Source organism: Agrococcus sp. SGAir0287, from assembly GCF_005484985.1.
In the GTDB taxonomy this organism is placed as follows: domain Bacteria; phylum Actinomycetota; class Actinomycetes; order Actinomycetales; family Microbacteriaceae; genus Agrococcus.
In genome coordinates this window covers 2,062,049-2,082,804 of the sequence record NZ_CP027942.1, presented here as the reverse complement: position 1 = coordinate 2,082,804, position 20,756 = coordinate 2,062,049, and the positions used below count along the sequence as shown (strand labels likewise).

The following is a 20,756-nucleotide window of genomic DNA, read 5'->3' as shown; positions in this document are numbered from 1 at the left end:
TCCTCTTCGTCGAGGTCGATCGCGCCTCGTCGCGCGATCGATTCCCACATCGTAGGAGGCTTCCCGTCAGATGGGTAGCCTCCCGGCGTGTCGGCCCGTACGATCGGCGTCATGGCAGAGCAGCCGCTCCTGGTGCTGGGCAAGATCCGCACGATCCTCGACGCGTTCACGCTCGCGGCGCCCGTGCAGACGGCGGCGCAGATCCGACAGGCCACGGGCCTGCCCTCGTCGACGGCGCATCGACTGCTCGGCAACCTCGTCGAGCACGGCTTCCTCGACCGGGATGGCGACGCCTTCCGCATCGGCGCGCGCATGGCGTACTGGGCCGGCCCCGCGACGCGAGCCCGCGACCTCGTCGACCTGCTCGCGCCGCAGCTCGAGGCGCTGCGCGACGCGACGGGGGAGACCGCGTGCTGCTTCCGCGCCGAGCAGGGGTCGCGCGTGTGCATCGCCGTGGCCGAGACGCGGCACGGGCTCAAGCGCGACATGTACGTCGGGCGCATCCAGCCGCTGCACGTCGGCAGCGCCGGTCGCGTCCTGCTGGCGTGGGACGAGGCGCTGCTCGACGAGGTCGCCGCCGGCCCGCTGCCCGCGCTCACGGACGCGACGATCACCGACGCCCGGGCGCTACGGGAGGCCGCCGCCGCGACGCGCGCCCAGGGCTACGCCATCACGATCGGCGAGCGCGTCGAGGCCGCCTCGGGCGTCTCGGCACCCGTCTTCGACGCTCACGCGCAGGTCGTCGGCGCCATCACGGTCATGGGTCCGACGCTGCGCATGCCCCTCGAGGTCTGCGCGTCGATGGTCGACGCGGTCGTCGACGCGGCCGCGGGCGTGACGGCGTCGCTCGGCGGTCGCACGCCCGCCTGACGCGCGCCGAGACGCCTAGGCTCGGGTGCATGCCCACCGTGCTGCTCGTCCGTCACGGCCGCACGACCGCGAATGCCGCGGGCGTGCTCGCCGGGCGCTCGCCGGGGGTGCACCTCGACGAGATCGGCATCGAGCAGGCGCGCGCCGCGGGCGAGCGGCTGCGCGACGTGCACCTCGCGCGCGTCGTGTCGAGCCCGCTCGAGCGCTGCCGCGAGACGGCCGACGCCCTGCTGGCGGCACGACCGGACGAGCCGATCGCGATCGAGCCCGCCCTCACCGAGTGCGACTACGGAGCATGGCAGGGCCGCCCGCTCTCGGAGCTCGCGGCGGAGGACCTGTGGCGCGTCGTCCAGACGACGCCGTCGGCCGCGACGTTCCCAGAAGGGGAGTCTATGCTCGCGATGCACGCGCGCGCTGTCGACGCGGTGCGCCGGCACGACGCGGAGGTGCTCGCGGCGCACGGGCCGGACGCCGTCTGGGTGGCCGTGAGCCACGGCGACGTGCTGAAGGCCATCCTCGCCGAGGCGCTCGGCACGCATCTCGACCTGTTCCAGCGCATCCACGTCGACCCCGCGTCCGTCTCGATCGTGCGCTACGGCGCCGGTCGGCCGACGGTGCTCGGCGTCAACACGCACGCCGGTGAGCTCGCATGGGTCGCGCCACGAGGCGGCGCCTCCGACGACGCCGTCGTCGGAGGGGGTGCGGGGCCGGAGGCGCCGCGCTCGTAGCATGGTGGCATGGCTCCCGTGGTGCACGGCTTCGACTGGCCCGACCGCTTCGTCGTGGGGACGATCGGCGATCCGGGCGAGCGCACGTTCTACCTCCAGGCGAAGGCCGGCCGGGAGGTCGTGAGCGTCGCCCTCGAGAAGCAGCAGTCGGCGCAGCTCGCGGCGGGCATCGACCACATCCTCGACGAGCTGCGCGCGCAGGACGGCAACCCGTACCACGTGCCGGCGGACATGCCCGAGGAGCTCCGCGACGACGAGCCGCTCGACGGCCCCGTGCTCGAGCAGTTCCGCGTCGGCACGATGACGCTCGGATGGGATCCGTCGACGTCGCAGATCGTCATCGAGGCCATGCCCATCACGACGATCGACGACGAGGACGAGGACGGGCTCGACGAGGAGCCCGAGCCCGACGAGCTGCTCGTGGTGCGCATCCCGGTCGGTTCGGCGCGTGCGTTCGCCCTGCGCACGCGCGAGGTCGTCGCGGCAGGGCGTCCGCTGTGCCCGCTGTGCGGCTCGCCCATGTCGCCCGATCGTCCCCACGAGTGCCGGCTGCCCGACGACCAGCCGTGATCGCCGACCCCGAGGCGGTCGGCGACCGGCTCGTCCTGACCGGACGCATCGTGTCGGCCTCGAACGCCGTGCTCGTCGGCGAGCTCGACGGCGAGGCCGTGGTCTACAAGCCCGTCGTCGGCGAGCGACCGCTGCACGACTTCCCGGACGGCACGCTCGCGCGGCGCGAGGTCGCCGCGTACGCCGTGTCGCGGGCGTCGGGCTGGGACGTGGTGCCGCCCACGCGGCTCGTCGACGGCCCGTACGGCGTCGGGATGCTGCAGCGCTGGATCGATGCCGACCTCGACCAGGACGCCGTCACCCTCGTCCCCGCGGACGCGGTCCCGAGCGGCATGCTGCACGTCCTCGACGGCGTCGGCGCCGACGACGAGCCGGTCTCGCTCGTCCACGAGGACACCCCGGTGCTGCGTCGCATCGCCGTGCTCGACGTCCTGCTCAACAACGCCGACCGCAAGGGCGGTCACGTGCTCGAGGTCGCGGGCGGCCACCGTCACGGCATCGACCATGGGCTCACGATGCACGTCGACCCCAAGCTCCGCACGGTCCTGTGGGGCTGGATCGGCGATCCGCTCGCCGACGAGGAGCTCGCGGGCGTGCGGCGCGTGCTCGACGCGCTCGATGCGGAGCTCGGGGAGGAGCTGGGAGCGCTGCTCCGCCCCGACGAGGTCGCCGCGCTCGCCGACCGCTGCGAGGCGCTGCTGCAGGCGCGCGCCTTCCCCGAGCCGCATCCCGGACTGCCCGCGGTGCCCTGGCCGCCGTTCTGACGAACGCCTCGGCCCGCGCGTCGTGCGACGCTCCCTCCCCGGCCCTCGTGCGGGGCACCCTTCGAGGCTCGCCCTTCGGGCTCGCACCTCAGGGAGCGGGTGGTGGGCGTCCTGCGGGAGGGGAGACGAGTCGTGCGGGGCACCCTTCGAGGCTCGCCCTTCGGGCTCGCACCTCAGGGAGCGGGTCGGTGGGCGTCCTGCGGGAGGGGAGACGGGTCGTGCGGGGTACCCTTCGAGGCTCGCCCTTCGGGCTCGCACCTCAGGGAGCGGGTCGGTGGGCGTCCTGCGGGAGGGGAGACGGGTCGTGCGGGGTACCCTTCGAGGCTCGCCCTTCGGGCTCGCACCTCAGGGAGCGGGTGGGTGGGCGTCCTGCGGGAGGGGAGACGGGTCGTGCGGGGTACCCTTCGAGGCTCGCCCTTCGGGCTCGCACCTCAGGGAGCGGGTGGGTGGGCGTCCTGCGGGAGGGGAGACGGGTCGTGCGGGGTACCCTTCGAGGCTCGCCCTTCGGGCTCGCACCTCAGGGAGCGGGAGGCTGCCGGCGCGCGAGCACCTGCAGCCGGTGGCCGCGCCATTGCCACAGCGCCCACAGCGTGGGCCACATCGCGGGCGCCGCCGCGCCGCCCACGTCGAGGCGGTCGCGGAAGCGGCTGCGGCCGTCCGGCAGCGGCGACACGGCCATGCGGTGCCGCCAGGTCGTGAGGGCGGCGAGCGGACCCGACTGCGGGCCGCCGCGATCGTGCACGATGCGCACGTCGCCGCGCAGCTCGTCGTGCAGCTCCACCGTCATGCGACCGGAGGGGAGGCCGAGCATCCGCGTGTCGAGCGCGACGGGCGTCGCCTGCGGCCAGCGGTCTGGCCACGTGCCGGACGCGGGCACGGGCTCGAGCACCGGCGCCATCGCGAAGCGCATCGCGGCAGGCGCGTGGAGGAGGTCCCAGGCGCGATCGACGTCGCAGTCGAGGACGAGATCGAGCACGACGCGCACGAGTCCAGCATCCCGCAGCGGACCGCGTGACGCATAGGCTCGCCGCATGCCGCTCGTCACCCTGCTCAGCGGCCCGACGGCCGTGGGCAAGACCACGATGGCGAGGGCGCTCGAGGCGGCGGGCGCCGTGCGGCTGTCGATGGACGAGGCGGAGTGGGATGCCGGCTACCGCGACGGCTTCGCGCCGCGCCCGGTGCTCGAGCGGCTCGAGGTGGGGCTGCAGCGCCGCATGGTCGATGCGGTCGCAGCCGGTCGCCCGGTCGTCGTCGATCTGTCGCTGACGACGCGGGCCGTGCGCGACGCCTGGCGCGCCGCCGCCGAGGCCGCCGGCGCGAGCGTCGACCTCGTCGCGCTGACGGCGCCGATCGAGGTGCTCTGGGCGCGCATGCAGGAACGCGTCGGGCGCCGCGACCCGAACGCTCGCACGCTCGACCGCGCCGCGCTCGAGGCGTACGTGGCGTCCATCGAGCCGCCGCATCCCGACGAGCGGGCCCGCATCGTCGTCACCGGCTGACGGACCGACGCGTCAGATCTGGTACTCGATCGAGCCCGACCGCGCGACCGACGCGGGGATGCCGACGAGCGTCACGCCCGCTGGGGCGTCGCGCACGACGACCGCGTTCGCGCCGACCTTGACGTCGTCGCCCAGCCGGATGGGGCCGAGCACCTTCGCACCGGCGCCGATCGTGACCCGATCGCCGATCGTCGGGTGGCGCCTGCCCGTGCCGCGGCCCGTGCCGCCGAGCGTCACCTGGTGGTAGATGAGGCAGTCGTCGCCGACGACCGCCGTCTCGCCGATGACGACGCCCATGCCGTGGTCGATGAGCAGCCGTCTGCCGATCGTCGCGCCGGGGTGGATCTCGACGCCCGTGACGAAGCGCATCCACTGGCTGCCGGCACGGGCCGCGAAGCGCAGCCCGTGCCGCCAGAGCCAGTGGTGCCATCGGTGGGCCCAGACGGCGTGCAGCGTCGAGTAGGTCAGCCACACCTCCAGGGCGCCGCGAGCCGCCGGATCGCGCAGCTGCGCGTTCCGGACGTCCTCGCGGATCCCCAGCACCGCGATCAGGCCAGGTCGGCGTAGATCGGGTTGGAGAGGTAGCGCTCGCCCGTGTCGCAGACGATGGCGACGACGGTCTTGCCCGCGTTCTCGGGACGGCGGGCGACCTCGAGCGCGGCCCACACGATCGCGCCCGTCGAGATGCCGGAGAAGATGCCCTCCTTCGCCGAGAGGTCGCGCGCGACGCGCACGGCATCGTCGAGGGCGACGTCGACGACCTCGTCGTACGCGTCACGATCGAGGATCGAGGGCACGAAGTTCGCGCCGATGCCCTGGATCTTGTGCGGGCCGGCGGTGCCCTGCGTCAGCAGCGGCGAGTCGATGGGCTCGACGGCGACGACGTGCACGTCGGGCTTCAGCTCCTTGAGTCGCGCGCCCGCACCCGTGATGGTGCCGCCCGTGCCGATGCCGGCGACGAAGATGTCGACCTCGCCGTCGGTGTCCGCCCAGATCTCCTCGGCGGTGGTCTCGCGGTGCACCGTGGGGTTCGCGGGGTTGTCGAACTGGCGGGCGAGGATCGCGCCGGGCGTCTCGGCGACGATCTGGCTCGCGCGCTCGACGGCGCCGCGCATGCCCTCGGAGCCGGGCGTGAGCACGAGCTCCGCGCCGAGCGCCTTGAGCACGGCGCGCCGCTCGACCGACATGGTCTCGGGCATCGAGAGGATGACGCGGTAGCCGCGAGCGGCGCCGACGAGCGCGAGCGCGATGCCCGTGTTGCCGCTCGTGCCCTCGACGATCGTCCCGCCGGGCTGCAGCTCGCCCGAGGCCTCGGCCGCGTCGATGATCGCCTTGCCGATGCGGTCCTTCACGCTGGCGCCCGGGTTGAAGTACTCGAGCTTGCCGAGGATCGTCGCGTGCGTGTCGTTCACGCGCTGGAGGCGCACGAGGGGCGTGCCGCCGATCGTCTCGGTCACGTCGTCGTAGATGCGAGCCATAGGTGGGCCTTTCACGGGGGAGAAGCAGTCGTGATGATGCTAGCCGTTCGCGACCGCCCGCGTGCACGGATGGGAGCGGCCCCAGGGTACGGTGCCGAGGTGCCCGACCTCCGCGCGACCGTGACCGCCGCACGCGACGCCCTCGCGCGCGTCGGCGTCGAGGGTCCGGACGCCGAGGTCCTCGCCGCGCACGTGCTGGGCACGACCCTCGGCGACCTGCGCATGCGGATGCTCCTCGGCGCCGACCTCGAGGAGGAGGACGCCAGGACGCTCGGCGCGCTCGTCGCGCGCCGCGGCGAGCGCGAGCCGCTGCAGCACCTCACGGGCGAGGCCCATTTCCGACACGCGACCCTCGCCGTCGGCCCGGGCGTCTTCACGCCGCGCCCGGAGACCGAGGTGCTCGTCGACCACGCGCTCGCGATGGCGGATGCGGCCGGTCGCGCCCCGATCGTCGTCGACGCCTGCGCAGGCTCGGGCGCCGTGGCGATCGCGATCGCGACGGAGCGGACGGACGCTCGCGTGCTCGCCGTCGAGCTCTCGGACGACGCGATCGCGTGGACGCGGCGCAACGTCGCCGCGCTCGCGCCCGCCATCGAGCTCGTGCAGGGCGACGTCGCCGAGCTCGACGCGCTGCTGCCCGCCGTCGTGGGCGCCGTCGACGTGCTCGTGTCCAATCCGCCCTACGTGCCGACGGCCGCGGTGCCCCGCGACGCGGAGGTGCGCCTGCACGATCCCGCCCTCGCGCTCTACTCGGGCGACGACGGCCTCGACGTCGTCCGGGCGCTCGCGAGCGTCGGCGCGCGGATGGTGCGCGACGGCGGAGGCATCGCGCTCGAGCACGGCGAGGAGCAGGGCGGCGCCGTGCGCGCCGTGCTCGCGGCCGCCGGCTGGCACGAGGCGACGACGCACCCCGACCTCACCGGTCGCGATCGCGTCACGACCGCGCGGCGCTGAGTCGACGTCCGCCCGCGCCCCGGGGAGCAGCGCGACCGTACGATGGGTGCGTGCCCGAGACCTTCGACTGCAGCGTGCCCGCATCCCTCCTCGCTGGCGTGCGCGCCGCGAGGCAGGCGCTGCGCGAGGGCGGTCTCGTGATCATGCCGACGGACACCGTCTACGGCATCGCCGCCGACGCGTTCAGCCCCGAGGCCGTCGCGGCGCTGCTCGCCGCGAAGGGCCGCGACCGGCAGTCGCCCCCGCCCGTGCTCGTGCCGGACCTCGCGACGCTCACCGCGCTCGCCGAGCAGGTCTCGAGCGACGTCACGGCGCTCGCCGAGGCGTTCTGGCCCGGGCCGCTCACGATCATCGTGCGCGCGCAGCCGAGCCTGTCGTGGGACCTCGGCGAGACGAAGGGCACGGTCGCGCTGCGGATGCCCGCGAACGACGTCGCGCTCGGGCTGCTCGCCGAGACCGGGCCGCTCGCCGTCTCGAGCGCCAACCGCCACGGCGAGCCGGCCTCCACGACCGCGGCTGCGCCCGCCGAGGCGCTCGCCGAGTCGGTCGCCGTCGTCCTCGACGGCGGCGAGGTCGGCGAGGGCTACGAGCCCCACGAGACCGACGGCCGCGCGCAGAACGGGTCGACGATCGTCGACGCGACGGGGGAGCGCATCCGCATCGTGCGGCAGGGCGTGCTGTCGCGCGAGCGCATCGCCGAGGTCGTGGGCGAGGCGCTCGCCCCATGATCCTGTTCGTCGCGATCGCGCTCGTCGCAGCCGTCGTCACGTGGCTCGTGAGCCTCGCGACGCTGCGGTTCGCCCTCGCGCACGGCATCCATCCGCCCGTGCGCGAGCGCGACGTGCACGCGACGCCGACCCCGCGGCTCGGCGGCGTCGCGATGTTCGGCGGCGTCGTCGCCGCGCTCACCGTCGGCGCCTTCGTGCCCCAGCTCCAGGCGGCCTACGCCGAGCCGCACAAGATGATCGCGCTGCTGTGCGCCACGGGGTTCATCGTGACGGTGGGCGTGCTCGACGACCTGCTCGACCTCGACTGGATGGTGAAGCTCGGCGCGCAGCTCGTCGCGGCCGGCGTCGTGGCGTTCTTCGTCGTGCGCCTCACGAGCACGCCGAACCCGTTCGGCGGCATCGCCGTCGGCTCGTCGCAGATGTCGATCGTGCTCACCGTCATCACGATCGTGCTCGTCATGAACGCCGTGAACTTCATCGACGGGCTCGACGCACTCGTGGCCGGCACGACGATCATCGGCTCCGCGGCCTTCTTCGCCTACATCTGGATCATCAGCCGGTCGCTCGGCCAGCAGGAGGCGTACTTCTCGGTCGCGAGCGTCATCACCGCCATCGTCGTGGGCGCGTGCGTCGGGTTCCTGCCGCTCAACTGGCACAAGGCGAAGATGTTCATGGGCGATGCGGGCGCGCTCATGGTCGGCCTCCTCACCGCCACGGCCGCCATCTCCGTCACGGGCCAGATCGACCTCACGGTGCTCGGCGGGCGCTCGCAGATCCTCCCGGCCTTCATCCCCGTGCTGCTGCCCTTCGCGATCCTCGCGCTGCCGCTGCTCGACTTCGTGCTCGCCGTCGTCCGCCGACTGCTCAACGGGCAGAGCCCGTTCGCCGCCGACCGCAAGCACCTCCACCATCGTCTGCTGGACATGGGCCACACCCACCTGGGCGCCGTCCTCATCTTCTACTCGTGGACCGTCGTCGTGTCGGTGGGGTGCCTCCTCTTCCTCTTCCTCGACGAGTGGGTCGCGACCGGTATCATCGCCGTGGGCTTCCTCGTCTGCGCGATCCTCACCGCGCTGCCGGTGAGCCGGCGGCTCTGGCACTCCGCGCTGCGCCTCGCGAGGCGTCGCGCGGCGGAGCGTCGGGATCGCAGGGGGAGCCGGGACACGGTCGAGGCAGGAGAGCGACGATGACCATCCAGGACGTCATGCGCCGTGTGCTCGCGTACGGCGGGCTGCTGGCCCTCGGCGTCGCGCTCGTCGGCGGGATCGTGGGATTCGTGGTCGCTGGGTGGACGGGCGTCGTCAGCGCCCTCGTCGGCACCGTCATCGCGATCGCCTTCCTCTCGCTCACGGCCGTCTCCGTGATCGTCGGCTTCAAGGTCTCCCGCGGCGAGCTGCTGCACGCCGGGTTCTTCGGCGTCCTGCTCGGCGGGATGCTGCTGAAGTTCATCCTCTTCCTCGTCATCATGCTCGCGCTGCAAGGCCAGTCGTGGCTCAGTGGTGGCGTCGTGTTCGGCACGATGCTGGCCGCCGTGCTCGGCTCGCTCGTCGTCGACGTGCTCGTGATCGGCCGCTCGCGGCAGCCCACGGTCGACGAGCCCGCCGAGGAGGAGACGCAGGGCCGTCCCGCTCGCCGCTGAGGCGCGCTCGTCTGCTAGGCTCTCCAGTGATCCCCCAGGTTGGTCCTCCATGCTCCGCGCCCTCGTGGCCGCGATGGCGGAGGGGGCCGATCCAGGCTCGGATCTGTACGACGACGACCTATGGCGCCGTGACGCGCCGTGACCGACGGAGACCCCGCTGAGCGCGCTTCCCCTGCTGGCCATTTCCGCCGCCGCTCCCGAGCCCGAGCCGTTCCACCCGCCGAGCCTGACGGAGTTCTTCCCCGAGGTCTTCCTCCTCACGGACCCGACGGCCGTGGGCCTCACGGGCGCCGAGGAGCCGATCTTCGGCCTCAACCGCATCATGCTCATCCGCTTCCTCGCGGTCGCGGTGATGATGCTCATCCTGTGGCTCGCGGTGCGCAACATGCGGATCGTGCCGACGCGCTTCCAGGCCGGTGCCGAGTTCATCCTCGGCTTCGTGCGCAAGAACGTCATCATCGACACGCTCGGCGAGCAGGACGGCCGCCGCTTCATGCCGGTGCTCATGGCGATGTTCTTCGGCATCCTCGCCATGAACATCACGGGCATCATCCCCGGCCTGAACATCGCCGGCACCTCCGTGATCGGCATGCCGCTCGTGCTCGCGCTCGTCGCGTACGTGCTCTTCATCTACGCGGGCCTCAAGAAGCACCCGGGCGCGTTCCTCAAGAACTCGCTCTTCCCCTCGGGCGTGCCGATCCCGATCTACATCATCGTGACGCCGATCGAGTTCCTCTCGACGTTCGTGCTCCGTCCGGTGACGCTCGCCCTGCGACTCCTCATGAACATGGTCGCCGGCCACCTGCTGCTCGTGCTCTGCTTCGCGGCCACGCACTTCTTCTTCCTCTCGATGCTCGCCTACGGCGACTTCCTCGGGCTCCTCGGCGTCGGCACGCTGGCCTTCGGTCTCGCGTTCACGCTGTTCGAGATCCTCGTGGCCGTCCTCCAGGCGTACGTCTTCACCTACCTCGCTGCCGTCTACATCCAGCTCGCGCTGGCGGACGAGCACTGATCGTCCGATCCGTCACGGGTCGTACAGCAACCCCCAGAAAGGAACCGCACCAATGAACATCGTCGGCTACCTCGCCCCGATCGCATTCGGCCTCGCCTCGATCGGCTCGGCCATCGGCGTGGGCATCATCGTCGGCAAGACGATCGAGTCGGTCGCTCGCCAGCCCGAGCTCCAGGGCCGCCTGACGGGCCTCATGTTCCTCGGCATCGCATTCACCGAGGCCCTGGCGTTCATCGCCATCGCGACGGGCTTCATCCCCTTCACCGCCCCGGCCTGATCGCCGACCGCCTAGCGGTCTCCAAGCAAAGGAGTCAGGGATGCAGCTCGCATTCCCCGTCGTGATGGCGGATGAGCACGGCGAGGGCAGCACGCCCAACCCGCTCATCCCGGCGATCTACGACATCGTCTGGAGCGCGGTCGTCTTCGCGATCGTCCTCGCGTTCTTCCTGTGGCTCGTGCCCAAGTTGAACAAGGCGCTCGACGAGCGCCGCGACGCGATCGAGGGTGCCCTCGAGCGCGCCGAGGCGGCCGAGGCGAAGGCGCAGGCATCGCTCGAGGAGAACGCCGCGATCCTCGCCGAGGCTCGTGCGGAGGCGGCGCAGATCCGCGAGAAGGCGCGCGCCGAGGGCGCCGAGATCCTCGCGGAGCTCAAGGCCGCCGCGCAGGAGGAGGCCGACCGCGTCGGCGCCACCGCCCGTGCGCAGATCGAGGCGGAGCGTCAGGCCGCCGTGCAGTCGCTGCGCCAGGAGGTCGGCGTGCTCGCGCTCGACCTCTCGGAGAAGGTCGTCGGCGAGTCGCTCGACGAGCAGCGCGCCGCCGGCATCGTGGACCGCTTCCTCGCGGACCTCGAGGCCGAGGGGGCTGGTCGCCGGTGAGGTCCGCCACGCGTGAGGCGCTCGGCGCCCTGACGAACGCCGTGCAGGCGTCGTCGGGCGCCGGCGTCGCGCACGCCCGCGAGCTCCTGCAGGCGGCGCGCGCGATCGAGCGCACGCCCCAGCTGCTCGCGGCGCTCGTCGACGCCAACGGCGCGGCAGCCGATCGTCAGGCCATCGTCGAGCGCGTCTTCGGCGCGCTCGGCGCCGACGCGCGCCGCCTGCTCGGCGTCGCGGTCGCGCAGCGCTGGTCGTCGGGGCAGGACCTGCTCGCGGGCCTCGAGGACGCCGGCATCCGGCTCGCGGCCATCGCGAGCGACGCCGACGTCGCGTCGGAGATCCACCAGTTCGAGGGCATCGTCGCGGGCGACGCCGACCTCGAGCTCGCGCTCGGCGGCCTGCTGGGCGAGGCGGACGACAAGGCCCGCGTCGTCGAGCGCCTGCTCGCCGGTCGTGCCTCCGAGTCGACGCTCGTGATCCTCGACCACCTCGTGCGCAGCCCCCGCGGCCGCCGGATCGGCGCGCTGCTGCGGCAGGCGGCCGAGACGGTCGCCGACGCGGCCGGCGCCGGCATCGCGACGGTCACGACGGCCGTCCCGCTGCCCGAGACCCAGCTGCGCAGGCTCGAGGCGAGCCTCGCGCAGCGCTACGGACGACGCCTGCAGGTCCAGCAGGTCGTCGACCCCACGATCATCGGCGGCCTCCGGGTCGCGGTCGCGGACGACGTCATCGACGGCACGATCCGCGCGAAGTTCACCGACCTCCGGCTGCGGCTGGCCTAGGTCACACGAGGAGAAGCAATGGCAGAGATCACCATCAGCCCCGATGACATCAAGGGTGCGCTGAGCGACTTCGTGGCCTCGTACGAGGCCAAGGCGTCGTCGACGAGCGAGGTCGGTCGCGTCACCGACGCCGCCGACGGCATCGCCCACGTCGAGGGCCTTCCGGGCGTCATGGCCAACGAGCTCGTCCGCTTCGCGGACGGCACGCTCGGCCTCGCCCAGAACCTCGACGAGACCGAGATCGGCGTCGTCGTGCTCGGCGAGTTCGGCGGCATCGAGGAGGGCATGGAGGTGACCCGCACGGGCGAGGTCCTCTCCGTCGGCGTCGGCGAGGGCTACCTCGGCCGCGTCGTCGACCCGCTCGGCAACCCGATCGACGGCCTCGGCGAGATCGAGACGGTCGGCCGCCGCGCCCTCGAGCTCCAGGCCGCGGGCGTCATGCAGCGCAAGTCGGTGCACGAGCCGATGCAGACGGGCATCAAGGCGATCGACGCCATGATCCCGATCGGTCGCGGTCAGCGACAGCTCATCATCGGCGACCGCCAGACGGGCAAGACGGCGATCGCGATCGACACGATCATCAACCAGCGCGCCAACTGGGAGTCGGGCGACCCGACCAAGCAGGTCCGCTGCATCTACGTCGCCATCGGCCAGAAGGGCTCGACGATCGCCTCCGTGAAGGGTGCGCTCGAGGAGGCCGGCGCCATGGAGTACACGACGATCGTCGCCGCTCCCGCCTCCGACCCCGCCGGCTTCAAGTACCTCGCGCCGTACACGGGCTCGGCCATCGGCCAGCACTGGATGTACGAGGGCAAGCACGTCCTCATCATCTTCGACGACCTGTCGAAGCAGGCCGAGGCCTACCGCGCCGTGTCGCTGCTGCTGCGCCGTCCGCCGGGCCGCGAGGCCTACCCGGGCGACGTCTTCTACCTGCACTCCCGCCTGCTGGAGCGTTGCGCCAAGCTCTCCGACGAGCTCGGCGCCGGCTCGATGACGGGTCTGCCCATCATCGAGACGAAGGCCAACGACGTTTCGGCGTACATCCCGACCAACGTGATCTCGATCACCGACGGCCAGATCTTCCTGCAGTCCGACCTCTTCAACGCCAACCAGCGTCCTGCGGTCGACGTCGGCATCTCGGTCTCGCGCGTCGGTGGCGACGCGCAGGTCAAGTCGATCAAGAAGGTCTCCGGCACGCTCAAGCTCGAGCTCGCCCAGTACCGCTCGCTCGAGGCGTTCGCGATGTTCGCATCCGACCTCGACGCCGCGTCGCGTCGTCAGCTCGCGCGAGGCGCTCGCCTCACCGAGCTGCTGAAGCAGCCGCAGTACTCGCCCTACCCGGTCGAGGACCAGGTCGTCTCGATCTGGGCCGGCACGAACGGCAAGATGGACGAGGTGCCCGTCGAGGACGTGCTGCGCTTCGAGGCGGAGCTGCTCGACCACCTGCGCCGCAACACGTCGGTGCTCGACACGCTGCGCGAGACGAACGTCCTCGACGACGAGACCCTCGCCACCCTCGAGCGCGAGGTCGACGCCTTCCGCGCCGGCTTCCAGCGCGGCGACGGCCACGCGATCGACGCTCCGGGCACGGAGCAGGTCGACGAGATGCCGCTCGACGACGTGAACCAGGCGCAGATCGTGAAGGGCAAGCGCTAAGCCTCATGGGAGCCCAGCTCAGGGAGTACACGCAGAAGATCAAGTCTGCGCAGACGACCAAGAAGATCACGAAGGCGATGGAGCTCATCGCCGCGTCGCGCATCCAGAAGGCGCTGGCGCGGGTCGAGGCCTCCTCGCCGTACGCACGCGCCATCACGCGTGCCGTGAGCGCGGTCGCGACGTACTCGAACGAGGTCCACGACCTCACGCTCGAGCGCGACGAGATCCGCCGCAGCGCGATCGTGGTCCTCACGAGCGACCGCGGCCTCGCGGGCGCGTTCAACTCGCAGATCCTGCGGGAGGCCGGCGAGCTGCGTGCGCAGCTCGAGGCGCAGGGCAAGGAGGTCGACCACTACCTGGTCGGTCGCAAGGCCGTGCAGTACTTCCAGTTCCGCCGCCGCCCGTCGGTGCGCGACTGGACCGGCGCGACCGAGACGCCCACGGCCGACCTCGCCAACGAGATCGCCGACGCCGTCATCGAGTCCTACGTCAAGGGCTCGGCGAACGGCGGCGTCGACGAGATCCACGTCGTCTACAACCGCTTCGTCAGCATGATGACGCAGGAGCCGCAGACCGTGCGTCTGCTGCCCCTCGAGATCGTCGACGCGGCCGAGGACGCGAGCGACGGCGAGCACTTCCCGCTCTACGAGTTCGAGCCGGAGCCGGGCCGCGTGCTCGACGCACTCCTGCCCGTCTACGTCGAGAGCCGCATCTTCAACGCGCTGCTGCAGTCGGCCGCCGCCAAGCAGGCCGCGACGCAGAAGGCGATGAAGTCGGCATCCGACAACGCGGACAAGCTCATCACCGACTACACGCGCCTCCGCAACAACGCGCGTCAGGCAGAGATCACGCAGCAGATCTCCGAGATCGTGGGCGGCGCGGACGCCCTCTCCTCGGCGAAGTAAGCCACGAAAGGCATGCCAGAAATGACCATCACGGAAGCAGCCGCCACGCAGGCAGCCGTCGGCCGCATCGCCCGCGTCACGGGCCCGGTCGTCGACATCGAGTTCCCGCACGACGCCATCCCGCCCGTGTACAACGCGCTGACGACCGAGGTGTCGTTCGGCGAGGGGACCGAGACGATGACGCTCACGCTCGAGGTCGCGCAGCACCTCGGCGACGACCTCGTGCGCGCCATCGCGCTCAAGCCGACGGACGGCCTCGTCCGCGGCCAGGAGGTGCGCGACACCGGCGAGGCCATCACGGTGCCCGTCGGCGACGTCACCAAGGGCAAGGTCTTCAACGTCATCGGCGAGCCGCTCAACCTCGCCGAGGGCGAGACCCTCGAGGTGAGCGAGCGCTGGCCGATCCACCGCAAGGCGCCCGCGTTCGACCAGCTCGAGTCGAAGACGCAGCTGTTCGAGACCGGCATCAAGTCGATCGACCTCCTCACGCCGTACGTGCAGGGTGGCAAGATCGGCCTGTTCGGCGGTGCCGGCGTCGGCAAGACCGTCCTCATCCAGGAGATGATCCAGCGCGTCGCGCAGGACCACGGCGGCGTCTCGGTGTTCGCCGGCGTCGGCGAGCGCACGCGTGAGGGCAACGACCTCATCCACGAGATGGAGGAGGCGGGCGTCTTCGACAAGACGGCCCTCGTCTTCGGCCAGATGGATGAGCCCCCGGGGACGCGTCTGCGCGTCGCGCTCTCGGCGCTCACGATGGCGGAGTACTTCCGCGACGTGCAGAAGCAGGACGTGCTGCTCTTCATCGACAACATCTTCCGCTTCACGCAGGCCGGCTCCGAGGTCTCCACGCTGCTGGGCCGCATGCCCTCGGCCGTGGGCTACCAGCCGAACCTCGCCGACGAGATGGGCCTCCTGCAGGAGCGCATCACCTCGACGCGCGGTCACTCCATCACGTCGCTGCAGGCGATCTACGTCCCCGCCGACGATTACACCGACCCGGCCCCGGCCACGACGTTCGCGCACCTCGACGCGACGACGGAGCTGAGCCGCGAGATCGCGTCGAAGGGCCTCTACCCGGCCATCGACCCGCTCACGTCGACCTCGCGCATCATGGACCCCCGCTACCTCGGCGAGGACCACTACCGCGTCGCCACGACCGTGAAGCAGATCCTGCAGAAGAACAAGGAGCTGCAGGAGATCATCGCGATCCTCGGCGTCGACGAGCTCTCCGAGGAGGACAAGATCGTCGTGTCGCGTGCACGCCGCATCCAGCAGTTCCTCTCGCAGAACACGTACATGGCGAAGAAGTTCACGGGCGTCGAGGGCTCCACCGTGCCGCTCAAGGACACGATCGAGTCGTTCGACGCGATCGCCAAGGGCGAGTTCGACCACGTCGCCGAGCAGGCCTTCTTCAACGTCGGCCCCATCACCGACGTCGAGGAGAAGTGGGCGCAGATCCAGAAGGAGAACGGCTGATGGCACTCGCCGTCAGCATCGTCTCCGCCGAGGCCGAGGTGTGGTCCGGCGAGGCGAGCCAGGTCATCGCTCGCACCGTCGAGGGCGAGATCGGCATCCTCGCGGGGCACGAGCCCGTGCTCGCGGTCCTCGGCTCCGGCCAGGTCCGCGTCACGCCCGTCGACGGCAGCGTCATCGCCGTCGAGGCGGCCGAGGGCTTCCTGTCGGTCGACCACGACCGGGTGGAGATCGTCGCCAGGCACGCGCAGCTCGCGTGATCGTCATCCTGCCCCCTTCGGAGACGAAGGCGGCGGGCGGTGCGCCGGGGTCCTCGCTGGACCTCGGCGCACTGGCGTTCCCGCCGCTGACCGCCATCCGCGAGCGCGTGCTCGACGCGACGATCGCGAAGGCGCTCGCCGCGCCGCCCGCACCGACGCCCGCGCGGCAGCGCTGGATCGACGACGACCGCGCGCTGCGGACGTCGCCGACGATGCCGGCGATCGAGCGCTACGAGGGCGTCCTGTACGACGCGCTCGAGGCGGCATCGCTCGACGCGTCCGCGCGCGCGTGGGTCGACGAGCACGTGCTCGTCGGCTCGGCGCTGTGGGGGTTCGTGGCCGCGTGCGACCGCATCCCGTCGTACCGCTGCTCGTCGAGCGACCTGAGGGGCGCGCTCCGCGGTGCGTGGGCGGATGCGGGCGCGGTGCTCGGTGGTCGGACGGTCGTCGACCTGCGGTCGAAGGCGTACGTCGACGTCGCACCCGTGCCCGGAGCGATCGCCGTCGACGTCGTGGGGGAGGACGGCGCGGCCCTGAACCACTGGAACAAGCACGCCAAGGGCGCGCTCGTGCGGCGCATGGCCGTCGACGTCGTCGCAGCGGTCGACGCGGCGGGTCTCGCCTCGTGGGCGCGGGACGCGGGCATCCGGCTGCGTCTGGTCGACGACGCGCGCCTGGAGCTCACGGCGACTGCTTCGGGCCTGCGCTGACGAGATTCGCTGAGAGCGCGACGATCGATCGCGGGGGCGCGCGTAGGCTGGATGGATGCGCCGAACCCTCGGAACCAGTGACATCGTCGTGAGCCAGGTGGGCCTCGGGCTCAACAACCTGGGTCGCCCCGGCACCGCGACCGAGGAGCAGGCGGGCACCGACCGCCTCATCCACGCGGCGATCGACCACGGCATCACGCTGCTCGACACCGCCGACATGTACGGCGTACCGCCGACGACGAGCGAGCGGCTGCTCGGCAACGCGCTCAAGGGCCGACGCGATCAGGTCGTGCTCGCCACGAAGTGGGGGCACCAGGACTTCCCGATCCCCGGCAGCGAGGACTGGGGTCCGAAGGGCGGTCGCCGGTACGTGCGCAACGCGGTCGACGCGTCGCTCACGCGCCTGCAGACCGACTGGATCGACCTGTACCAGCTGCACACGCCCGACCCGTCCACGCCGATCGCGACCACGATCGATGCGCTCGACGAGCTCGTCGAGGCCGGCAAGATCCGCGCCTACGGCCACTCGAACCTCTCGGGCGAGCAGATCCGCGAGGCGGCGGCGGTGCCGTCGCCGAACGGCTTCGCGACGGCGCAGGACGAGTACAGCCTCCTCGCCCGCGGCGTCGAGGCGGACGTGCTGCCCGCGGCGCGCGAGGCGGGCCTCGGGTTCCTGCCGTACTTCCCGCTGTACAACGGCCTGCTCTCGGGCAAGTACACGCGGAGCGAGCACCCGCACGACGGTCGGCTCACCCGCATCAAGCCGCAGCTGCTCGAGGGCGTCGACTGGACGCAGCTCGAGGAGTACGACCGCATCGCGCGCGACGCGGGGCTCACGATGCTCGAGGCGACGTTCGCGTGGCTGCTCGCGCAGGATCCGGTCGTGTCGGTGATCGCGGGCGCGACGAAGCCCGAGCAGATCGCGCAGAACGTCGCGGCGGGCGAGGCGCGGATGAGCGCCGACGTCGTCGCCGCGATCTCCGACCTCTTCTCCTAGCGCCGGGCGCACGCGCGTCTCGCGCGTCCCTGACAGCCGGACGGCATCCACAGGCGGAGCGCGGTCACGTGCAGGGCTCGGCGGTGCACGCGAACCTCCCGCGCATGCAGATCGTCCGCGCCTCGTCGCCCCAGCAGCTCCTGCTCGCCCTCCCGCATCTCGCGGGCTCCGCCATCGCACGTTCGATCCTCGTCGTGCCGTTCCACGGCTCGCGGACCGGCATGGCGGTGCGATGCGACATCCCCGTGCTGCCCCGTGGTGCGCTCGCTGCGTGGGCCGACGACGTCGTCGCCTCCGTGCTCGACGTCGGGCCCGACGCCGTCGCCGTCGCCGTCGTGACGGATCGCGTCGTCGGCGCGGGCGCCCTGCCGCACCGTGCGCTCGTGCGCGCCCTCGTCGCCGCGTGCCGCAGGGCGCACCTGCCTGTGCGGGCGCGGCTGTGCCAGGCCGCGGACGCCTGGGGCGACTACGCCCAGCCGCTCGCTGCGCGCGGCCCGATCGCCGAGCTCGAGGTGACGCCGGGGCTGCCGTTCCTGCCCCCGACGCCGGCGCCCCGCGTGCCCGAGCCGGCGTCGCCGGCCCGTCGCCGCGCCGTGGCGGACGCGCTCGAGACGATCGCCGACTCGGGCGCGATGCGCGCGGCGCTCGACGACCCGGTCGTGACGGTCGAGCTCGCGCTGCAGGCCGCCGTCCGCGACCCCGAGCGGGTCGCGACCGTGCTCGCCCTCGTGCAGCATCCCGCGATCCGCGACGCCACGACCTGCCAGCTGCTCGACGGCATCGCCGCCGGCATCGAGGCGCATGCGCTGCAGCGCGGCGAGGGCTCGGCGGCCGGGGCCGACCGGCTGCTCGGCATCGGCCCGGCGCCCGACCGGGATCGCGTCGAGCGCGGCGTTGGCCTGCTCGAGGACGTCGTGGCCGCGGCGCCGGACGGCATGCGAGCGGCGCCGCTCACGATGCTCGCCTCCCTGCACTGGCTCCTCGGCCGATCCGGCACCGCGGCGGCGTGCGTCGAGGCCGCGCTGCGCGACGACCCCGACCTGGGCATGGCGCTGCTCATGGCGACGGTGCTGCACGCGGGCATGCTGCCCGAATGGGTCGCGGCCGACCGCGCCGCCGTGTCGTGAGGCGGCGCTCAGCGCGCGACGGCGTAGCCCTGCTCGCCCCGCGGGTTCGCCGCGGCGCGCACGGTGCCGTCGGGCGCGTGGCTCGCGAGGCTCAGCCTGCCGAGGCTCCACGCGCCGACGTCGGTGACGCGGTGCCCGCGCCTGCGCAGCTCGTCGATGACGTCCGCGCCGAGGCGGGACTCGACGTGGAGGCCGCCCGGCTCCCAGACACGCGGATCGAACGACGAGACGAGGTGCGTCGTGTGCCACGCCGGGGCGTCGATCGCCGCCTGGGGTCCGAGGCCGAGCACCCCCATGCCGAGCAGCATCGACAGCTGCCACGAGTCCTGCTGGTCGCCGCCCGGCGTGCCGAACGCGGCGACGGTGCCGTCGTCGTGGACCGCCATCGAGGGCGAGAGGGTCGTGCGGGGGCGGATGCCCGGCGCCATCGAGGTCGTGAGCCCCTCCTCGAGCCACAGCATCTGCGCACGCGTGCCGAGGCAGAACCCGAGCCCGGCGATCGCGGGGCTCGACTGCAGCCAGCCGCCGCTCGGCGTGGCCGAGATCACCATGCCGTCCGCATCCACGACGTCGAGGTGGCAGGTGTCGCCGCGCGTCGGCTCGCCCGCGCCGGCGGCGCGCTCGACGCCCTCCGACCGGACGACGGGCATCCGCGGCGCGCCGCGGAGGGCGCCGGGGCGCAGCTCGAGCGATGCCGCGTCGCCGATCAGCGCGCGGCGGTCGGCGAGGTACGCCTCGTCGAGCAGGCCGGAGAGGTCCGCGCCGTCGCCGAACCATGCGTCGCGATCGGCGAACGCGAGCTTCGCAGCCTCCGTGGCGAGATGCACGACGTCGGCGTCGAAGCGCTGGGCGCGTGCGGGCAGCAGCGGCTCGAGGATGCCGAGCTGCGCGAGCAGCGCCGGGCCCTGCGTCCACGCGCCGCACTTCAGCACGCGCCGCCCGCGCCAGTCGAGCCCGAGCGGCTCCTCCCACGTCGGACGCCAGGCGGCCATGTCCTCGCCCCGCAGCAGTCCGGGATGCGGCTCGCCCGTCGCATCGACGACGGGCGTGCGGACGTGCGCGTCGACGGCCTCGGCGACGAATCCCTCGCTCCATGCCGCGATCGCGGCGTCGCACGACGCCTCGCGCGCGAGGCCCGCGCCCGCGTCGACGAGTCGTCGGTACGTGCGAGCGAGCGACGGATTGCGGATGCGCTGCCACGGCTCGGGCACGCCGTCGGCGAGCCACAGCTCGGCGGACGTGGGCCACTCGCTGCGGAAGCGATCCGCGCTCGCGCCGATCGTGGCCGCGACGCGTGGCAGCACGTGGTGGCCGCGGTCGGCGAGGTCGATCGCGAAGGCCAGGACGTCGGCCACCGTCCACGTGCCGTGGTCGCGCAGCAGGGTGAGCCACGCAGGCACGGCGCCGGGGACGACCGCCGCCAGCAGACCGGTGCCGGGCACGTGGTCGACGCCGAGCGCGCGATGCGCCGTGATCGTCGCGCCCGCACCCGTGACGCCCTGGCCGCACAGCACGCGCGGCTCGGAGCCCGGCACGCGCACGATGGCGGGCAGGTCGCCGCCTGGGCCGTTGAGGTGCGGCTCGACGACGTGCAGCACGAACCCGGCGGCGACGGCGGCGTCGGCCGCGTTGCCGCCGCGCTCGAGCACGGCCATGCCGGCGCTCGACGCGAGCCAATGGGTCGACGCCACCGCGCCGACGGTGCCGTGGAGCTCTGGCCTCGTGAGCACGG

General features: G+C 72.6%; 24 protein-coding genes. 20 read left to right on the top strand and 4 right to left on the bottom strand.

Annotated elements, in window-relative coordinates:
* Positions 1-111 precede the first annotated feature (111 nt).
* Genes C1N71_RS09900 through C1N71_RS09885 form a run of 4 tightly spaced genes read left to right on the top strand, consistent with a single transcriptional unit; the run spans position 112 to position 2,932 of the window.
* Positions 112-870, top strand: coding sequence for an IclR family transcriptional regulator (locus tag C1N71_RS09900; protein ID WP_137756241.1), 759 nt, complete (start codon positions 112-114; stop codon positions 868-870).
* Between the two features lie 29 nt (positions 871-899).
* On the top strand, positions 900-1,598 hold the full coding sequence (locus tag C1N71_RS09895) for an MSMEG_4193 family putative phosphomutase (RefSeq protein WP_137756240.1): 699 nt from the start codon (positions 900-902) through the stop codon (positions 1,596-1,598).
* A 9-nt stretch (positions 1,599-1,607) separates the two neighbouring features.
* Positions 1,608-2,168, top strand: coding sequence for a DUF3090 family protein (locus C1N71_RS09890; protein ID WP_137756239.1), 561 nt, complete (start codon positions 1,608-1,610; stop codon positions 2,166-2,168).
* The gene (locus tag C1N71_RS09885; RefSeq protein ID WP_137757298.1) at positions 2,168-2,932 is read left to right on the top strand and encodes an SCO1664 family protein; all 765 of its coding nucleotides are present in this window, start codon (positions 2,168-2,170) and stop codon (positions 2,930-2,932) included. The genes C1N71_RS09890 and C1N71_RS09885 overlap by 1 nt, the downstream gene beginning before the upstream one ends.
* Before the next feature lie 517 nt (positions 2,933-3,449).
* Here C1N71_RS09885 and C1N71_RS09880 read toward each other — a convergent pair.
* On the bottom strand, positions 3,450-3,917 hold the full coding sequence (locus tag C1N71_RS09880; protein WP_137756238.1) for a hypothetical protein: 468 nt from the start codon (positions 3,915-3,917) through the stop codon (positions 3,450-3,452).
* Between the two features lie 46 nt (positions 3,918-3,963).
* Here C1N71_RS09880 and C1N71_RS09875 point away from each other — a divergent pair, with 46 nt between their 5' ends.
* Positions 3,964-4,431, top strand: a complete 468-nt coding sequence (locus C1N71_RS09875) for an AAA family ATPase (protein ID WP_137756237.1) — start codon at positions 3,964-3,966, stop codon at positions 4,429-4,431.
* A gap of 12 nt (positions 4,432-4,443) precedes the next feature.
* On the opposite strand, the gene epsC is transcribed toward C1N71_RS09875, so the two are convergent.
* Together epsC and cysK are read right to left on the bottom strand one after the other, a co-directional pair.
* Positions 4,444-4,980, bottom strand: a complete 537-nt coding sequence (gene epsC, locus C1N71_RS09870; protein WP_137757297.1) for a serine O-acetyltransferase EpsC — start codon at positions 4,978-4,980, stop codon at positions 4,444-4,446.
* The gene (gene cysK / locus C1N71_RS09865; RefSeq protein WP_137756236.1) at positions 4,980-5,909 is read right to left on the bottom strand and encodes a cysteine synthase A; all 930 of its coding nucleotides are present in this window, start codon (positions 5,907-5,909) and stop codon (positions 4,980-4,982) included. The genes epsC and cysK overlap by 1 nt, the downstream gene beginning before the upstream one ends.
* Positions 5,910-5,978: 69 nt before the next feature.
* Between cysK and prmC the strand changes: the two genes are divergently transcribed.
* The 15 genes from prmC (at position 5,979) to C1N71_RS09790 (ending at position 19,024) form a co-directional block, all read left to right on the top strand.
* Positions 5,979-6,863 carry a peptide chain release factor N(5)-glutamine methyltransferase gene (prmC, locus tag C1N71_RS09860; RefSeq protein ID WP_137756235.1) on the top strand — a complete coding sequence of 295 codons (885 nt, stop codon included), beginning with the start codon at positions 5,979-5,981 and terminating at the stop codon, positions 6,861-6,863.
* 50 nt (positions 6,864-6,913) lie between these two features.
* Positions 6,914-7,591 carry an L-threonylcarbamoyladenylate synthase gene (locus C1N71_RS09855; RefSeq protein ID WP_137756234.1) on the top strand — a complete coding sequence of 226 codons (678 nt, stop codon included), beginning with the start codon at positions 6,914-6,916 and terminating at the stop codon, positions 7,589-7,591.
* A complete protein-coding gene (locus C1N71_RS09850; protein ID WP_137756233.1) occupies positions 7,588-8,781 on the top strand; it encodes an MraY family glycosyltransferase in 1,194 nt (397 codons plus the stop codon). Before C1N71_RS09855 ends, C1N71_RS09850 begins: the two co-directional genes overlap by 4 nt.
* Complete coding sequence (locus tag C1N71_RS09845; RefSeq protein ID WP_137756232.1) at positions 8,778-9,230, top strand: hypothetical protein; 453 nt, start codon at positions 8,778-8,780, stop codon at positions 9,228-9,230. The genes C1N71_RS09850 and C1N71_RS09845 overlap by 4 nt, the downstream gene beginning before the upstream one ends.
* Positions 9,231-9,504: 274 nt before the next feature.
* Positions 9,505-10,242, top strand: coding sequence for a F0F1 ATP synthase subunit A (gene atpB, locus C1N71_RS09840; protein ID WP_254677971.1), 738 nt, complete (start codon positions 9,505-9,507; stop codon positions 10,240-10,242).
* A gap of 52 nt (positions 10,243-10,294) precedes the next feature.
* Positions 10,295-10,519, top strand: a complete 225-nt coding sequence (gene atpE / locus C1N71_RS09835; protein WP_092502204.1) for an ATP synthase F0 subunit C — start codon at positions 10,295-10,297, stop codon at positions 10,517-10,519.
* A gap of 40 nt (positions 10,520-10,559) precedes the next feature.
* Positions 10,560-11,117, top strand: coding sequence for a F0F1 ATP synthase subunit B (locus C1N71_RS09830; protein WP_217495986.1), 558 nt, complete (start codon positions 10,560-10,562; stop codon positions 11,115-11,117).
* Positions 11,114-11,896, top strand: coding sequence for a F0F1 ATP synthase subunit delta (locus C1N71_RS09825; RefSeq protein ID WP_137756230.1), 783 nt, complete (start codon positions 11,114-11,116; stop codon positions 11,894-11,896). Before C1N71_RS09830 ends, C1N71_RS09825 begins: the two co-directional genes overlap by 4 nt.
* 18 nt (positions 11,897-11,914) lie before the next feature.
* Positions 11,915-13,552, top strand: a complete 1,638-nt coding sequence (gene atpA, locus C1N71_RS09820; protein ID WP_137756229.1) for a F0F1 ATP synthase subunit alpha — start codon at positions 11,915-11,917, stop codon at positions 13,550-13,552.
* Between the two features lie 5 nt (positions 13,553-13,557).
* Positions 13,558-14,457, top strand: a complete 900-nt coding sequence (locus C1N71_RS09815) for a F0F1 ATP synthase subunit gamma (protein WP_137756228.1) — start codon at positions 13,558-13,560, stop codon at positions 14,455-14,457.
* A 21-nt stretch (positions 14,458-14,478) separates the two neighbouring features.
* Positions 14,479-15,933 (top strand): F0F1 ATP synthase subunit beta, encoded by a 1,455-nt coding sequence (atpD, locus tag C1N71_RS09810; protein WP_137756227.1) that lies wholly within the window; start codon positions 14,479-14,481, stop codon positions 15,931-15,933.
* Positions 15,933-16,190, top strand: coding sequence for a F0F1 ATP synthase subunit epsilon (locus C1N71_RS09805; RefSeq protein ID WP_137756226.1), 258 nt, complete (start codon positions 15,933-15,935; stop codon positions 16,188-16,190). Before atpD ends, C1N71_RS09805 begins: the two co-directional genes overlap by 1 nt.
* Positions 16,187-16,900 (top strand): YaaA family protein, encoded by a 714-nt coding sequence (locus C1N71_RS09800; RefSeq protein ID WP_137756225.1) that lies wholly within the window; start codon positions 16,187-16,189, stop codon positions 16,898-16,900. Before C1N71_RS09805 ends, C1N71_RS09800 begins: the two co-directional genes overlap by 4 nt.
* A 55-nt stretch (positions 16,901-16,955) precedes the next feature.
* Entirely contained in the window at positions 16,956-17,897 is a 942-nt protein-coding gene (locus C1N71_RS09795) for an aldo/keto reductase (RefSeq protein WP_137756224.1), read from the top strand.
* A gap of 104 nt (positions 17,898-18,001) precedes the next feature.
* Positions 18,002-19,024 carry a DUF4192 family protein gene (locus C1N71_RS09790; RefSeq protein ID WP_137756223.1) on the top strand — a complete coding sequence of 341 codons (1,023 nt, stop codon included), beginning with the start codon at positions 18,002-18,004 and terminating at the stop codon, positions 19,022-19,024.
* A gap of 8 nt (positions 19,025-19,032) precedes the next feature.
* Here C1N71_RS09790 and C1N71_RS09785 read toward each other — a convergent pair whose 3' ends face one another.
* Entirely contained in the window at positions 19,033-20,679 is a 1,647-nt protein-coding gene (locus C1N71_RS09785; protein ID WP_137757295.1) for a gamma-glutamyltransferase family protein, read from the bottom strand.
* Positions 20,680-20,756 lie beyond the last annotated feature (77 nt).

What these genes read in the sequence shown, in the direction of transcription:
- atpA (WP_137756229.1), top strand. Translation starts at nt 11,915, where the DNA reads ATGGCAGAGATCACCATCAGCCCCGATGACATCAAGGGTGCGCTGAGC.
- C1N71_RS09875 (WP_137756237.1), top strand. Translation starts at nt 3,964, where the DNA reads ATGCCGCTCGTCACCCTGCTCAGCGGCCCGACGGCCGTGGGCAAGACC.
- C1N71_RS09795 (WP_137756224.1), top strand. Translation starts at nt 16,956, where the DNA reads ATGCGCCGAACCCTCGGAACCAGTGACATCGTCGTGAGCCAGGTGGGC.
- C1N71_RS09895 (WP_137756240.1), top strand. Translation starts at nt 900, where the DNA reads ATGCCCACCGTGCTGCTCGTCCGTCACGGCCGCACGACCGCGAATGCC.
- C1N71_RS09815 (WP_137756228.1), top strand. Translation starts at nt 13,558, where the DNA reads ATGGGAGCCCAGCTCAGGGAGTACACGCAGAAGATCAAGTCTGCGCAG.
- C1N71_RS09845 (WP_137756232.1), top strand. Translation starts at nt 8,778, where the DNA reads ATGACCATCCAGGACGTCATGCGCCGTGTGCTCGCGTACGGCGGGCTG.
- prmC (WP_137756235.1), top strand. Translation starts at nt 5,979, where the DNA reads ATGGGAGCGGCCCCAGGGTACGGTGCCGAGGTGCCCGACCTCCGCGCG.
- cysK (WP_137756236.1), bottom strand. Translation starts at nt 5,909, where the DNA reads ATGGCTCGCATCTACGACGACGTGACCGAGACGATCGGCGGCACGCCC.
- C1N71_RS09900 (WP_137756241.1), top strand. Translation starts at nt 112, where the DNA reads ATGGCAGAGCAGCCGCTCCTGGTGCTGGGCAAGATCCGCACGATCCTC.
- C1N71_RS09850 (WP_137756233.1), top strand. Translation starts at nt 7,588, where the DNA reads ATGATCCTGTTCGTCGCGATCGCGCTCGTCGCAGCCGTCGTCACGTGG.
- C1N71_RS09890 (WP_137756239.1), top strand. Translation starts at nt 1,608, where the DNA reads ATGGCTCCCGTGGTGCACGGCTTCGACTGGCCCGACCGCTTCGTCGTG.
- C1N71_RS09785 (WP_137757295.1), bottom strand. Translation starts at nt 20,679, where the DNA reads ATGGCCGTGCTCGAGCGCGGCGGCAACGCGGCCGACGCCGCCGTCGCC.
- atpD (WP_137756227.1), top strand. Translation starts at nt 14,479, where the DNA reads ATGACCATCACGGAAGCAGCCGCCACGCAGGCAGCCGTCGGCCGCATC.
- atpE (WP_092502204.1), top strand. Translation starts at nt 10,295, where the DNA reads ATGAACATCGTCGGCTACCTCGCCCCGATCGCATTCGGCCTCGCCTCG.
- C1N71_RS09790 (WP_137756223.1), top strand. Translation starts at nt 18,002, where the DNA reads ATGCAGATCGTCCGCGCCTCGTCGCCCCAGCAGCTCCTGCTCGCCCTC.
- C1N71_RS09830 (WP_217495986.1), top strand. Translation starts at nt 10,560, where the DNA reads ATGCAGCTCGCATTCCCCGTCGTGATGGCGGATGAGCACGGCGAGGGC.
- C1N71_RS09805 (WP_137756226.1), top strand. Translation starts at nt 15,933, where the DNA reads ATGGCACTCGCCGTCAGCATCGTCTCCGCCGAGGCCGAGGTGTGGTCC.